Genomic DNA, 13816 nt, shown 5'->3' on the forward strand with positions numbered 1-13816 from the left:
CGACCCGTCCGACCGGTCCGACCCGTCTGACCCGTTCAGGTCAGCCGAGGAGGCCCCCTTCCGCATCGCGCGGGAGGGGGCCTTCCCCGGTTCCGCCCGCCTCCGGCGCCGGCGGGACGAGGTAGACGCCGGATCCGACGTGCTCGACGAACGGATTCAGCGCGTCCGCGGCGGCCAGGCGCCGCTGCACGCGCGTGAACAGGCCCGGATCGTTCATGAAGGCGACGAACAACAGCCCCCGGTCCGCGCCCCCGTTGTCGTACGAGTAGCCGCGGCGCAGCATCCGCGCACCCCCGTCGAACCGCGAGTGCGCGAGCCTCGCGTGCGCGTCCGCGGGCAGTACGTACCGCCCCTCGGGGGTCTTCGCGAACAGGTCGACGTCCGTGTGCTCGGGGCCGCCGTGCAGCGGGGCGCCGTCGGCCCGACGCCGTCCGATGATCCGCTCCTGGCGCCCGTACGGCAGGTCCCCGAAGGCGGCCGTGCGCAGGCGCACCCGCCGCACCACCAGGTACGTGCCGCCGGTGTGCGGTCCGCTGCCGATCCACACCCAGCGCGCGGCCCCGGCGGGGCCGGGGTTGGCGGTGCCGTCCTTGAAGCCGAGGAGGTTGCGCGGCGTCTCGCCCGCGGGGGTGGCGGGCAGGAAGCCGGCCTGGCGCCAGCGGGCGCGCAGCACCGGGCCGGCCGCCCGGTCGAGGAGGGCGGCGACGCGCGTGCACGCGCCGGTGCCGGGGCCGCAGATCTGGACCAGCAGGTCGCCGCCGCCCGCCTCGGGCCGCAGCCGGTCGCCGGGGAAGGCGGGCGGCTCGCGCAGCAGGTCCGGCCGCGCCGCGCCGACCCGTCCCGGCAGGCTCGTCCCGAAGGCGATCGTCGCGGTGAGGTGCGGGCCGGTGTTGACACCGCTGCCGGCCAGGAGGGTCCGCCACTGCCGGAGCACGGCGGCGAGCCGGTCCCGGGCCGCGGCGCCGGGTGGGCGCGGGTCCAGGTCGTACGCGAGGAGCAGGACGTGCCGGGGCTGCGGGTCCGCGACACCGCGCTGGCGACGGCCGTCGGCGGTGGGGGCCGGGGGCGGCGACGGCCGCGCCGGCGAGGGTTCCGGGGCCGGCCTCCCGCAGCCGCCGACCGTGAGCGCGACACCCGCCGCGGCGCCGACGGCCGTACCGGCGAGGGCGCGCGCGGCCGCGCGACGGGTGGGCGCGGGCTCCGGCACGGGTCCGGGAGCAGACGCCGGCGCGGGCGCGGGCGGGGGCGCGCTGCCGGGGGTGGGCGCGGGCACGGATGCGGGCAGCGGCTCCGGCCTGGGGGTGGGCGTGGGCGGCACGAAGGCCCCGCCTCCAATAGTCATAATTTTTACGGGATTTGGCGTTTTCGGCAGTCGGGACGATACACCTGGCCGCATGCGCATTCCTCGATGCCCCGCGCTCGTCGCGGCGGTCCTCCTGCTCGCCTCCTGTGCCGGCCCCGCCGACGACGCGGGAGACGGCCGCCCGCCGCCCGGCCCGCCCGCGGTGCTGCGCGTCCCGGCGGCCTTCCCGACGATCCAGCAGGCCGTGGACCGGGCGCGCCCCGGCGATCTCGTCCTCGTCGGGCCGGGCGTGTACCGGGAGAGCGTGAGGGTCGCCACCGGCGGCGTCGTCCTGCGCGGCGCGGACCGCAACCGGACCGTCATCGACGGGGAGTTCCGGCGGGCCAACGGGATCACCGTCACCGGCGGCGGTTCCGCGGTGGAGAACCTGACCGTGCGCAACCACCTGGCGAACGGCCTGCTGTTCACCGGGGTCACCGACACCGCCCGGCAGTCCGGCGCGGGCGGCGGCACCGAGTACGAGCGCCTCGACACCCGCCGCCACCCGCCCCTGAAGGGCTTCCGCGCCGCGTACGTCACCGCCCACAACAACGCCCTGTACGGGATCTACGCGTTCGACGCCCGTGACGGGCTCATCGAGCACGCGTACGCGTCCGGGCACGCGGACTCCGGCATCTACGTCGGCCAGTGCCGGCCGTGCCGGACGGTCGTGCGGGAGAACACCGTCGAGCACAACGCGGTCGGCCTGGAGGTCACCAACGCCTCCGAGGAGCTGTACTTCCTGGGCAACCGGGCCCGCCGCAACCGGGTCGGCGCGGCCGTGAACTCGGACGACCTGGAATCCCTCGCACCGCAGCACCGGGCGCTGTTCGCGGGCAACACGATCACCGACAACAACGACGCGGACAGCCCCGAGCAGGCCGACGGCGGTTTCGGGATCGGCATCGGCGTCGGCGGCGGGCAGGGCAACGTCCTGGAGCGGAACCTGGTCGCCGGCAACCGGCGGGCCGGGATCCTGCTCACCGACGTCGTCGGCTACCCCGTCTCGGGCAACCGGGTCCGAGGCAACCGGGTCACGGGCAACGGCGCCGATCTGGTGCTGTCCGCCCCGGGCCGGGCATCAGGAAACTGCTTCACCGGCAACGGCGAACACCCCCGCCCGCAGGCCGCCCCGGCCGACCCGGAGGGTGCGCCCGGCGGGGACTGCGAGGCGACGGCGCCGCCGGTCGCCGGGCGCGCTCCGGTGGCGGCCGCCCCTCCCGGCCGCTCCTTCCGTCTGGTGACCGCGCCGCCCCCGCAACCGGGCATGCCCGCCGCGGCCACCGCGCCGGCCCGGCCGGCCCGGGCGGCCCGGGCGATGCCGCCCGCCGAGCCCGCCCGCTACCGGCTGCCGGCCGGCCGCTGAGGCCCGACCGCCGGCGCGGGGTGGCCGGCTCCGGCGGCCACCCCGCCGCCCGCAGCGGGGGCGCGGCCCCGGAAGTCCACCGTGACCGGCGGCCCCTGTGGGTCCAGCCGGGCCTCCACCCGGCGCAACCCGCCCCCGGCGTCGACCCAGTACGACAGCGGTGAGGCGGGGGCGGCGGCCCGGTCCCGGCGCGGTGGCCGCGGGCCGCCGAAGACGGTGCAGTCGACTCCGTCCAGCTGCCGGCGGCCCAGGCGCACGGCGCCGTTCTGCGCCAGCAGTTGCGCGTTCTCGGGCCGGTCGTGGCCCAGTTGGAGGGTGAGCAGCAGCGCCCTGTCCAGGGGGGCGCGGGTGTAGGCGCGGCCGGACCAGCGGGGGCTGCCGCCCGCCGGGTTGACGGAGACCGTGCGGTCGTCCCAGGCCAGCTCGCCGCGGGCGCCGGGGCTGCCGGCGCCGCCCGGCACGGCGTACGTTCCCGAGGCGCGGCGGGTCCGGTAGTCGAGGACCCCGTCCACGGTGGTGGTTCCGGCCGGGCCGGGGATGCGTACCCGCAGGGCGGCCGGGCTGTGCTCGTAGGCCGACAGCCGTACCAGCGCGAGCTGCTGGGCCTCTTCGGGGGTGACGGGTCGCGGCCCGTCACCCGTGCCGCATCCGGTCAGGGCCGTCGCCCCGGTCAGTGCCGCCGTCGCGCCCGCGCCCGCGGCCAGGAATCGTCGTCTCGTCACCCACACCCGGGCAGCACATCATCCCGGCGCCCGAATGGCCGTCCAGTTCGGACCCAACACGGCGGGCCGTGCTCGAATGCCACACAGGGGGCGCCGTGCAGAGGCGCCCCGCAGCGGGGACGGCCTGCGGCCGGCCCGCGCGAGCGCGCACCGAAGGGCGGAACACATGGGCCGAACGACCCGTCAGCACAGGTACGAGCACGGCCCGGAGGGCGGCTGCGAGCCCGCAGCCGGACGTCGTGGCGGCCCCCGCGGCCGCGGTCCCGTCCTGTCCGTGGCGGCGGCGGTGCTGTCGGCCGCCGTCGTCGCCGTGCTGCCGGCCCCGGCCGCCACCGCGGCCGCCAGACCCGCACGGGCGGCCGCCGCGCCGGCGCCGTGCAACACGGACACCGGCCCGTACCAGTGGGAGTTGGAGGAGTACCTGAAGCTGCCCGCCGACGGTCGCCAGTCCGCCGAGGACTGCGCCGCCATCCGCACGTTCCAGGAACGCGAGCGGATCACCCCGGCCGACGGGTACGCGAGCCTGGCCACCTACCGCACGAGCCTGGTCATCGAGGAGCGCCGGAGTCCCAACCGGGACGGCAAGTGCCCGGCCCGCAGCCACCGCGTCGTCTGCGTGGACCTCACCCGCCAGCTGCTGTGGGTCCAGCGCGACGGCCGGCCGATCTACCAGGCCGTGCCCGTGCGGACCGGCCGGTGGGGGCAGGAGACCCGGGACGGCTGGCACGAGATCACCGAGCGGATCATCGACGAGACCTCGCAGCTGTACGACGACGCACCGATGCCCTACGCGCAGTACTTCTCGGGCGGGCAGGCCTTCCACGGGGTCCTGGGCGACCTGTTCAACGGCGGCGGCTCGGCCGGCTGCATCAACATGCGGCTCGGCGACGCCGAACGGCTGTGGAACACCACCGCCCTCGGCGACACCGTCGTCGTCTGGGGCCGCAAGCCCGCCACCTAGTGCTGTGGCCACAGCACCAGACCTTCCGTGGCACTGCCCTAGGGGACCGGAGCGCCCAGGGTGACGACGGCCGCGCGCCCCTCGGTGTGGAGGTGGTACGCGGCCGGGCCGGTCGTGAGGGCCGCGTCGTACGGGGCCAGGGTGACGGCCGGACCGGCGGGTCGGGGTGCGAGGCGGGCGGGGCCGCCGAGGGCGACCACCAGGAGGGTCTCGCCGGGTTCGGCGGCGAGCGTCAGCCGGCCGCGCACGACGGCGGTCCGGGCATGGGCCGTCCCCCGCCGGTACATGACGTTGAAGTTGACGACGGGCCCGTCCAGCAGGCGGCAGTCGGTCGGCTGATCGCCGGGGAAGTCGCGGGGTGCGTAGCGCTCGTCGACGAGGTGCCGAAGGCCGCCGATCGTGAGGTCCATGCCGGCGCCCTCGGCGAGCGTGAGGGTGCGGTCGATGTCCGGGAAGGCCGAGAACGGGCCGTCGGCGGCCACCTCGGCCAGGCTGACCCGCCACGCGAAGTCGCTCATCCCCGCGCCCTCGGGCCGGGCGGCGATCTCGCGGGTCACGCCGCCGCCGTTCTTCCAGACCGCGGCGACGCGATCGGCCGCCCGCAGCACGCGCAGCCCGTGCGGCGCGCCTCCGCCGGCGTACGTGTCCGTGCCGGTCATCGCCGGGCTCCCCTCCCCCTCGCGCACCGCCGGTCAGGCCTGGCGTTCCATCGTGGGGCGCAGGCGTTCCAGCAGGCCGTAGAGGGTGGCACTCTCGGTCGCGTCGAGGGTGTCGAGCGCGCTGTGGGTGGCCTGCATCTCCTCGCGCACCCGGCGGATGATCTCGCGGCCGGCGTCCGTCGCGACGACGTTCTTGACGCGGCGGTCGGCGGGGTCCGCCTCGCGGCGTACCAGGTCACGGGCTTCGAGCCGGTCCACGATCCCGGTGACGTTGGACGCGTCACACACCAGCAGGGCGGCGAGCCCGCGCATCGGGAGCGGCCCGTTGAGCTGGGCCAGCACGCGGGCCTGGGTCGAGGTGAGCCCGTAGTGGGCGGCGGCGGCCGCGAAGTCACGCCACTGGGCGGTGCCGATCGCGGCGAGCAGTTCCAGCAGCTGGAGCTTGGTGGGGGCGGCGTGCGCGGCGGTGGTGCTCATGTCTGGAGCGTACCCACGAACATTGACATTATCAATTGTTTACTTGACCACCTTAACTATCGACGTCTACCGTCAGTCGAGTTACTTGATGACATAAAACATCTGCGATCTGAAGCAACCGAGAAGGTCCCGCCACCCATGAGCACCCAGTCCCCCGCCGCCCCGGCCGCCGGGCACAGGAACGAGACGGTCATCGTCTTCGCCCTGAGCCTCGCCGCCATGGTCGTGTCGATGATGCAGACGCTGCCCGTCCCGATCCTCGGCCTGATCCGCAACGACCTCGGCACCACGACGGCCAACGTCAGCTGGGTGACCACCGCCACCCTGCTGTCGGCGGCCGTCTTCACCCCGCTGCTCGGCCGCTTCGGCGACCAGCACGGCAAGAAGCCGACCCTGGTCGCCGTCCTCGGCGTCATGGTCGTGGGTTCGGTCGTCGCGGCGCTCGCCACCTCGCTGCCGCTGCTGATCCTGGGCCGGGTGCTCCAGGGCGCCGCGACCGCGATCTTCCCGCTGGCCCTGTCCGTGCTGCGCGAAGAGGTCCGGCCGCAGAAGCTTCCGGGAGCGATGGCGCTGGTCAGCGGCACGCTCGCGTTCGGCAGCGGCCTGGCGCTGGTCGCCACCGGCCTGCTCACCTCCGGCTCGGGCGCCGACTACCGCAACGCGTTCTGGATGGCGACCGGCTTCGCCGCCGTCGCCCTGATCGCCGTCGTCGCGCTCGTCCCCGCCACCCGGCACAAGACGGGCGGCCGCACCGACTTCCTGGGCGCCTTGACCCTCGGCATCGCCCTGCTGCTGCTCCTGCTGCCGATCTCCCAGGGCCACGAGTGGGGCTGGGCCTCCGGTCGTACGCTGGGCAGCTTCGCCGGCGCCGCCGTCATGACCGCCGTCTGGGTCCTCGTCGAGCGCAAGGTCAGCGAGCCGCTGGTCGACATGCGCATGTTCGTCCACCGGCCGGTCCTCATGGCCAACCTGGCCGGCGTCCTCGTCGGGTTCGGCATGTTCGCGAACTTCCTCGGCGTCTCCTACCTGGTCCAGATGCCCGAGGCGATCACCGGGTACGGCTTCGACGCGTCGATCCTGCGCGCGTCCGTCCAGTTCCTGCTGCCCGGCGCGATCGTCTCGCTCCTCGCCTCGCCGATCGGAGGCCAGATCGTCCGCCACCGGGGTCCGCGCACCGCGCTGGGCCTGGCTGCGGCGCTCGGCGCCGTGGGCTTCGGGTGGCTGGCCCTGGACCACGGCCACACCTTCTCGGTGATCGGCGCCGGCCTGATCGTCGGCGCGGCCGTCAGCTTCGGCTACGCGGCCATGCCCGCCGTGATCATGGCGAGCGTCCCGCACCACCAGAGCGGCATCGCCAACGGCATCAACTCGATCTCCCGCTCCACCGGCAGCGCGATCGGCAGTGCCATCGTCACGACGATCCTCGCGTCCCAGACCATCGAGCACCTGCCGCCGGGCGTCCCGGCCCTGCCGGCGGAATCGGGCTTCACGCTCACCTTCGCCATCGGGGCCGTGGCCTTCGGCCTGGTCGCGGTGATCGGCTGGCTCGGCCTGCGGGGGCAGACCCGCCCGCTCGCCGCGCACCCGGCCCCCGGCACCGCCACCGGCGCGACCACGGCACCGGCTTCGGCTTCGGCTTCGGCCGTCGACGCCGCCGCGCCGGAGAAGGCGGACGCCACCGCCTGATCCGTACACACCCGCGCAGCCGGCCGGCTGCACACCGCGCCTGAGCGAGCCCCGGGGGACGGGGCCCGCTCAGGCGCGTCGGCGTCGGCGTCGGCGTCGGCGTCGGCGTCGGCGTCGGCGTCGGCGTCGGCGTCGGCGGCCAACTCCCCCGGCGCCCGGGCGGGTTCCCGGGCAGCGCAACCGGGAGTGCGGGGGCGGGCAGGTGGGGTCAGGCTGGGGGCATGGGTTCTGCGCCGATTCGCGTGCACCGGCTCACCGATCAGGGCGGCCGACGGGTCGCCGTGCGCGACGAGCAGGGGCACGAGCAGCTGCTGGGGATCGCCTACAGCGACGGCGACCTGCTGGAGTTCCTCCGGCGCGCCGGGCTTCCGGACGGGGAGGCCGTCCTCGACGACCCGGACTGGGTGGCCTGGGACGTCGAACAGCCCCACGAGTGGACGGCGCCGTAGCCGCGGTGTGACGTCGCGACGCCGCGCAGATCCACCCGACACCCCCTAGGCTGGTGAGGTCGCCTTGGTCGCCGTACGACAGGAGGCCGTGCCGTGAGGCCAACCCGCATTCGACTGCGTCGGGCCTGCGTGGCCGTCGCGGCCGCCGGTGTTCTGATCGCCCCGCCCGTCGCGGGTTCCGCGTACGGAGCGCCCGCCCCAGCCCCCGCCGCACCCGCCACCCCTTCCCCGGACGGCGATACGGACTTCACCGCACTCACACCGGCCGTCGCGGCACAACTCGACACGGCGATCCGCCAGGTCATGCGCGACGCGAAGGTGCCCGGCGTGAGCGTCGGGGTGTGGGCGCCGGGCAAAGGCAGTTACGTGAAGTCCTTCGGGGTCGCGGACAAGGAAACCGGCGCGTCCATGGCACCCGGCATGCGGGTGCGCATCGGCAGCGAGACCAAGACGTTCACGGTCACCGCCCTCCTCCAACTGGTCGACCAGAAGAAGATCGGCCTGGACGACCCGATCGGCAAGTACGTCGACGGCGTTCCGAGCGGCGACCGCATCACGCTGCGCCAACTCGCGGGCATGCGCAGCGGACTGTTCAACTACAGCCTTGACGACGGCTTCGCCAAGGCGCTCTTCGAGCACCCCGACCGCCCGTTCACGCCCCGGCAGTTGCTCGGGTACTCGTTCAAGCACCCCGTACTCTTCGAGCCGGGCGCGAAGTTCGACTACTCCAACACCAACCTGATCCTCCTCGGCCTGGTGGTCGAGAAGATCACCGGCCGGCCGCTCCACGAGGTCATCGCCAAGGACGTCCTGGAGCCCGCCGGGCTGCGCCGCACGCTCTTCCCGACCGGGACCGAGTTCCCCGAGCCGCACCCGCAGGGCTACACGGCGAATCCCGACACCGGAGCGATCCTCAACGCGACGGACTGGAACCCTTCGTGGGCCTGGGCGGCCGGCGCGATGATCTCCGACCTGCAAGACCTGCGCAGTTGGGCGCGCACGCTCGCCACCGGCACCCTGCTGACGCCCGAGACGCAGGCCGAGCGCCTGAAGACGTTCCCGATGGACATTCCCGGCGACGGGTACGGGCTGGGGATCTTCGACGTCCAGGGCTGGATCGGCCACAACGGCTCGCTCCCCGGGTACGAGACCCTGACCGTGTACCTGCCCGAGGCGCAGGCGACCATGGTCATCGTCCTCAACACCGACGTCCTGTACAAGGGCCAGGAGCCGAGCACGCTGTTCGGCGAGGCGGTCACCCGGATCGTGAGCCCCGGCCACGTGTACCCCGGCCACAAGCCGACCACCCCGAAGAGCGGCTGACGCTTGCGCCGCAGGCCCGCCGACGGCCTGCCGCGGGACCGCCACACCCCCACGCGGCCTGGTGTTACCGGACGGTAGCCCAGGTCGCGTTCCGCGGGTAGCGTGCGGCGTGACAGATCGGAGTGTCATGCCTCGTACGTTCACCGTGTCCGACAGCATCTGCGTCGGCACCGACCCCGCCACCGTCTACCGGCACGTCTCCAACCCCGTCCTGATGGGCGGCTGGAGCCCGGAGAACCTGGGTGCGACCCTGCGCGACGCCGGCCGGGACACCGCGCACGTCGGCATGGTCTTCGACGGCCACAACAAGCGCGGGATCTTCCGCTGGACCACCCGCTGCACGGTGACCGCGGCGGACGAGGACCGGCTCTTCCGGTTCCGGGTGCACGCCATCGGCCTCCGCCGGCCGCGGCTGCCCGGCCCCATCGCCACCTGGGAGTACCGGTTCGAGCCCGTCCCGGAGGGCACCCGGGTGACGGAGACGTGGACCGACGACCGGCGCTCGTGGCCCGACCCGTTGGCGAACGCCTTCGACCGGGTGGCGACGAGGGGGCACACCTTCGCCGACTTCCAGCGCCGGAACATACGCGTCACCCTGCGCAACCTCAAGGCCGCCCTCGAAGCGCCCGCCGGACCCGCGTGACGGACCCGCGGCGCCGGCGGGCGGCCCGTGCCGCCTACGCGGGGGCGAGTTCGACGGCGGGGTCGGCGGTCGCGGGCTCGTCGAGGGCGTGGCGCAGGGCGCGGTCCCGCTCCTGCGGGTCGGTGCCGGTGAGCAGCGCGCTGAGGACGGCGATCCGGGCCTGGCCGGCCCGCAGGGTGCCCGTGGGCACCGCGCCCGCGGCGACCAGGTCGACGGCGCCGCCGCCGGTGTAGATCTCGGAGACCGGTCCGGCCGCGACCCTGGTGGTGAGGGCGACGAGCACACCGCGGGCGGTGGCGTCGGCGACGGCCGCGACGATCTCGGGGGTGGCGTTGCCCGCGCCGGTGGCCACGAGGACGACGCCCTGGGCGCCGGCGGCCACGGCCGCGTTGAGCAGCACCGGGTCGCCGTCGCTGTGGTGCATCACCATGTCGACGCGCGGCAGCAGGTCCGGCACCGGCGGCAGGGCCAGGGCGGCCGGTCGGCGGGGCCGTACGGGGACGGAGACCCGGCCGAAGCCGATGCTGCCCAGCGGCGCGCCGGACGGGTCGGCGAACGCGTCGGTGGCGAGGGTCTGCGTCTTGACGGTGCCGCGGGCGGCGTGCACCCGCCCGTCGAAGGTGACGAGGACGCCGAGGCCGCGCGCGGTCGACGCGGTCAGCAGGGCGTCGTACAGGTTGGCGGGGCCGTCGCCGTCCGGGGCGTCGAGCGGGCGCTGGGCGCCGGTGAAGACGACGGGGCGCGGGTCGTCGTGGTGGAGGTCGACCAGGAAGGCCGACTCCTCCAGGGTGTCGGTGCCGTGGGTGACGACGATGCCGGTCACGTCGGGGTCGGCGAGCACCTCGTGGACCGTGCGGAGCAGGGTGAGCTGGTGGGCGGTGGTCAGCCGGGGGCTGTTCACGCTGAACAGATCGACGATCTCGACGGTGACGCCCTCGGGGACCGATGCGGTCGCCATGACCTCCCGGCCGCGCGCGTCGGCGGCGAAGCCCGTGCCCTGCCAGCGGCTGGCTATGGTCCCGCCGGTGCTGATGACGACGACCCGTCCCACGATGGCCACCTTTCGCTTTCGTTCGACACCGCGCGGCCGCTCCGGGGAGCGGCGCCGCGCGTGGAATCCCGGGCAATCCCGGACGTACGCACGCAATGATAGAAGCCATTCCGCGCAATCGGATCGCTAATCCTGGTACAGGAATGTTTCAGCAGGGTGGAATCTTGCTCGATTTCACTGGTCTTGCGCGAATGATTGCGTGGGCATGAGAACGACCGTCGGACGGCCGCCTTCCGTGCTGCCCCGCTCCGGCGGACTCTCGCAATCCGCTGCACGGGCGGCAAACGGTCCGGCACCCTGGCTCTGGCGCGCGACGAGGCGCACCTGCAAGGGGGGTTGATGATGACCGAGTCCGGATGCGTCGGGGCGGGCACGCCGACCGCGGCGATCGACGGCGTCCTCGCCGCGTTCTGCCGGGAACACGCCGCGCGGCTGATCGCCGTGCTCCTCGTACGGGGGGCCGCCCCGGACACCGCCGCACACCTCGTCCAGGACACCCTGGCCGCGGCCCGCTACTGCTCCGACCGCGTCCCCGACCTCGCGACCTGGACCTACCGCGTCACCACGGCCGCATGGGACCGCCGGCCCGCGATACCCGGCCCGGACGAGCCCGGCGGTACGGGGGACCCGCGCGGTGCGGACGGTGCCGGCGCCACGGGCGGCCGGCCGGGTCCGGCGCTCCTGGCGGTCGGGGCCGGGCCGGCCGCCCGGGAGCCCGGCCGGGAGGTCCTGGCCCGGCTCGCCCCGCTGGGCGAGGAGCAGCGCCGGGTGACCGCCGCCGCCATGCTGGGCTGGTCCCCCGGGCGCATCGCGTACGAACTGGGGGTGCCCGCGCCCGACGTCCGGCTCCTGTTGCGGGAGGCGGCGACGGCACTGGACGCGCCTACGGCCGGGCGGGGCCCCGCGGGTCATTCCGGCGGGGCCGGGCCGGACGTCTCGGGGGACCCGCTGAGGGAGGTCTTCCGGGACCTGCTCGGCACGCTGGTCGCCGCGCTCGATCCCGTGCTCGACCTGGAGTCCGCCTTGGCCGTGCTCGGCGGGCCGGAGACGTGTCCCGGCCTGGTGCGCGCCCTGCCGCACGTCTTCGGCTTCGACGCCGATTTCGCCCTGCGCCCGCACGCCGTGCCGACGCCTCGCGTACGACAGCCGGTCCCCGCGACGGAGACCGCGACCGCGTCCGGGGGCGGGCCCTCACCTGCGCACGCCTCCGCGCTGCACGCGCACGCCGGCCCCCGGACCGGCGCGGTGCCGGTCTGGTACGAGATCCAGGAGCGGGGCCGGCAGCCGCGGGCCGAGCTCGCGGCGGTCCGGCTCGCCACGCTGCTGGCGCTGCACACCGACCGGCTCCGGTCCGAGCTGCGGATGCCCGGGCTCACGGCGCCCGCGGAGGACGCGCGTACGTTCGCGGTCGCGCTGGCACGCGACGTGCGGGCCGTGGCCGACCGGTTCCCCGGCGGTCCCGGCGCCGACGCCTCGCGGGCGGCCGGCGCACTCGTCGAGGCGCTGAGCGAAGAGGACCCCGACCCGCTGGACGTCGCCGAGGCCGCCCTCGGCCTCGCGAAGGCGGTGGCGCTGCTGCGGGCCCGCGCGCTGGACGCGACGCTGCGGGCCGTTCGGCCCCAACGGGCGTCACAGGGGCGGCTGATGGAAGCCGTCACGCACGACCTGCTGCGGGCCCGCAACATGTCGGACGAACTGGATTTCCTGGAGGCCGACCTGGCGTACGACCTCCTGCAGCCGGAGCTGCCGGGCACGGACGCGGGCCGGGACCTGGCGCGCCACCGCGCCTTCAACGAGCAGTTGTGCGCCGGGATCGACCGGATCGAGGAGGTCCACGGCGACGCCCGCGACGCCGACGTGAGCCCGGCCCGGCTCGACGGGGTCCCGCTGGTCGGTGTGCAGTGGACCGCGGGCACCCGCTGGCCCGCCGACCGGGCGGGGCTCGTCCGGTCGCACTCGGTGGAGACCGCCCCCGGCCACTTCACGATCGCCCCTGGACTCGACCCCCACCCGTCCCGGCCACAGCACTAGGTCGTGTCGTCAAAGCCCCGCCCGGCCGGCGGGGTCTGCCCCGCCCTCCGGGCGGCCGGCGCTACTTTGACGGCGCTCCCTAGGGGCCCCATGCGGCACCCCGGGCGCGGCGGTCGGCCACGCGCCCGGGCGCGTCCCGCCCGGTCAGCCCGCCGAGCGGTGGAGGGAGAGGAGGAGGCGCCAGATGTGGTCGGCCAGTTGTTCCGGGGCGGACGGGACCAGGCCGTGGAGCCAGTCGGCCAGTACGGCGGTGAAGGCTCCCGCCACGGCGGAGGCGATGAGTTCGGAGTGCGGGGCGCCTGCCCGCTCCCGCTCCGCGAGGGCCCGTGCCCGCAGTTCCTCGTGCAGCCGGTCGCCCAGCGGCCCGGACCCGCCGGGGAACAGCAGCGCCCGGTGCAGGTCCCCGTGGCGGGCCGTGGCGGCGAGGAACTCGGCGAGCGCCCCCGGCGCCCGTGCCGGCGCCACCGCGCCCGCCCCCGTCTGCCAGGCGTGCAGGGCGTCGACCGCCTCGTGCACGACGTCCGCGCACGCGTCGACGGCGAGCCCGGTCAGGTCCTCGTAGTGCAGGTAGAACGTGGCCCGCCCGACTCCGGCCCGGCGGACCACCGCCGACACGCTGACCTCGGCGAGCGGCCGCCCGGCGCACTCGTCGAGCAGCGCCTCCCGCAGCCGTGCCCTGGTCCGGGCCGTACGCGGGTCCCCGCCGCCTGCCGCGCTCACGCGGCGAGCAGCGCCGCGCCCAGGGCGAGCGCCGCGGGGAGCGCCTGGGCGACGAGGATGCGCCGGTTGGCGGTCGCGGCCCCGTAGACACCGGCGACGATCACGCAGACGAGGAAGAACACCTGGGTGCCGAGGTCCCCGGTGATCAGGGACCAGACCAGCCCGGCGGCCAGGAAGCCGTTGTACAGGCCCTGGTTGGCGGCGAGCGTGGCGGTCGTCCGTGCGGTTTCGGCGTCGAATCCGGACAGCTTGCGGCCCGGCGGCCGCTGCCACAGGAACATCTCCAGGACCAGGAAGTAGGCGTGCAGCGCCGCGACGGCGCCGGTCAGGATCTGAGCGGTGACATGCATGAGGACTCCTCCACTTTCTGGACAACTGTACAGGAA

14 protein-coding genes are annotated in these 13816 nt (G+C 75.1%); 7 read left to right on the top strand and 7 right to left on the bottom strand.

Annotated elements, in window-relative coordinates:
- Nucleotides 1-40: 40 nt before the first annotated feature.
- A complete protein-coding gene (locus tag OG764_RS05115) occupies nucleotides 41-1342 on the bottom strand; it encodes a Dyp-type peroxidase (RefSeq protein ID WP_328967176.1) in 1302 nt (433 codons plus the stop codon).
- Nucleotides 1343-1394: 52 nt separating this feature from the next.
- Between OG764_RS05115 and OG764_RS05120 the strand changes: the two genes are divergently transcribed.
- Complete coding sequence (locus OG764_RS05120) at nucleotides 1395-2708, top strand: right-handed parallel beta-helix repeat-containing protein (RefSeq protein WP_328967177.1); 1314 nt, start codon at nucleotides 1395-1397, stop codon at nucleotides 2706-2708.
- Here the strand turns inward: OG764_RS05120 and OG764_RS05125 are convergent.
- Nucleotides 2684-3430, bottom strand: coding sequence for a hypothetical protein (locus tag OG764_RS05125; protein WP_328967178.1), 747 nt, complete (start codon nucleotides 3428-3430; stop codon nucleotides 2684-2686). The two genes, OG764_RS05120 and OG764_RS05125, sit on opposite strands and share 25 nt — an antisense overlap.
- Before the next feature lie 166 nt (nucleotides 3431-3596).
- On the opposite strand from OG764_RS05125, the gene OG764_RS05130 reads away from it, so the two are divergent.
- Nucleotides 3597-4391: a L,D-transpeptidase gene (locus tag OG764_RS05130; RefSeq protein WP_328967179.1), complete on the top strand. Its 795-nt coding sequence runs from the start codon at nucleotides 3597-3599 to the stop codon at nucleotides 4389-4391.
- Nucleotides 4392-4429: 38 nt separating this feature from the next.
- Here the strand turns inward: OG764_RS05130 and OG764_RS05135 are convergent, their stop codons facing one another.
- On the bottom strand, nucleotides 4430-5050 hold the full coding sequence (locus tag OG764_RS05135; protein ID WP_328967180.1) for a HutD/Ves family protein: 621 nt from the start codon (nucleotides 5048-5050) through the stop codon (nucleotides 4430-4432).
- 33 nt (nucleotides 5051-5083) lie between these two features.
- The gene (locus OG764_RS05140; protein ID WP_328967181.1) at nucleotides 5084-5527 is read right to left on the bottom strand and encodes a MarR family winged helix-turn-helix transcriptional regulator; all 444 of its coding nucleotides are present in this window, start codon (nucleotides 5525-5527) and stop codon (nucleotides 5084-5086) included.
- Between the two features lie 138 nt (nucleotides 5528-5665).
- On the opposite strand from OG764_RS05140, the gene OG764_RS05145 reads away from it, so the two are divergent.
- The 4 genes from OG764_RS05145 (at nucleotide 5666) to OG764_RS05160 (ending at nucleotide 9628) form a co-directional block, all read left to right on the top strand.
- A complete protein-coding gene (locus tag OG764_RS05145) occupies nucleotides 5666-7213 on the top strand; it encodes an MFS transporter (protein WP_328967182.1) in 1548 nt (515 codons plus the stop codon).
- A 221-nt stretch (nucleotides 7214-7434) separates the two neighbouring features.
- Nucleotides 7435-7662, top strand: coding sequence for a hypothetical protein (locus OG764_RS05150; protein ID WP_328967183.1), 228 nt, complete (start codon nucleotides 7435-7437; stop codon nucleotides 7660-7662).
- A gap of 93 nt (nucleotides 7663-7755) precedes the next feature.
- Nucleotides 7756-8985 carry a serine hydrolase domain-containing protein gene (locus OG764_RS05155; protein WP_328967184.1) on the top strand — a complete coding sequence of 410 codons (1230 nt, stop codon included), beginning with the start codon at nucleotides 7756-7758 and terminating at the stop codon, nucleotides 8983-8985.
- A gap of 127 nt (nucleotides 8986-9112) precedes the next feature.
- Nucleotides 9113-9628: an SRPBCC family protein gene (locus OG764_RS05160; RefSeq protein WP_328967185.1), complete on the top strand. Its 516-nt coding sequence runs from the start codon at nucleotides 9113-9115 to the stop codon at nucleotides 9626-9628.
- A 34-nt stretch (nucleotides 9629-9662) separates the two neighbouring features.
- Here OG764_RS05160 and OG764_RS05165 read toward each other — a convergent pair whose 3' ends face one another.
- Entirely contained in the window at nucleotides 9663-10679 is a 1017-nt protein-coding gene (locus OG764_RS05165; protein ID WP_328967186.1) for an asparaginase, read from the bottom strand.
- Between the two features lie 342 nt (nucleotides 10680-11021).
- Between OG764_RS05165 and OG764_RS05170 the strand changes: the two genes are divergently transcribed.
- The gene (locus OG764_RS05170) at nucleotides 11022-12710 is read left to right on the top strand and encodes a hypothetical protein (RefSeq protein WP_328967187.1); all 1689 of its coding nucleotides are present in this window, start codon (nucleotides 11022-11024) and stop codon (nucleotides 12708-12710) included.
- A gap of 144 nt (nucleotides 12711-12854) precedes the next feature.
- Here the strand turns inward: OG764_RS05170 and OG764_RS05175 are convergent, their stop codons facing one another.
- Nucleotides 12855-13430, bottom strand: a complete 576-nt coding sequence (locus tag OG764_RS05175) for a TetR/AcrR family transcriptional regulator (RefSeq protein ID WP_328967188.1) — start codon at nucleotides 13428-13430, stop codon at nucleotides 12855-12857.
- Entirely contained in the window at nucleotides 13427-13780 is a 354-nt protein-coding gene (locus tag OG764_RS05180; protein WP_328967189.1) for a DUF1304 domain-containing protein, read from the bottom strand. The genes OG764_RS05175 and OG764_RS05180 overlap by 4 nt, the downstream gene beginning before the upstream one ends.
- Nucleotides 13781-13816: the final 36 nt, after the last annotated feature.

The sequence above is a fragment of the Streptomyces sp. NBC_00239 genome (assembly GCF_036194065.1).
Taxonomy (GTDB): Bacteria; Actinomycetota; Actinomycetes; order Streptomycetales; family Streptomycetaceae; genus Streptomyces.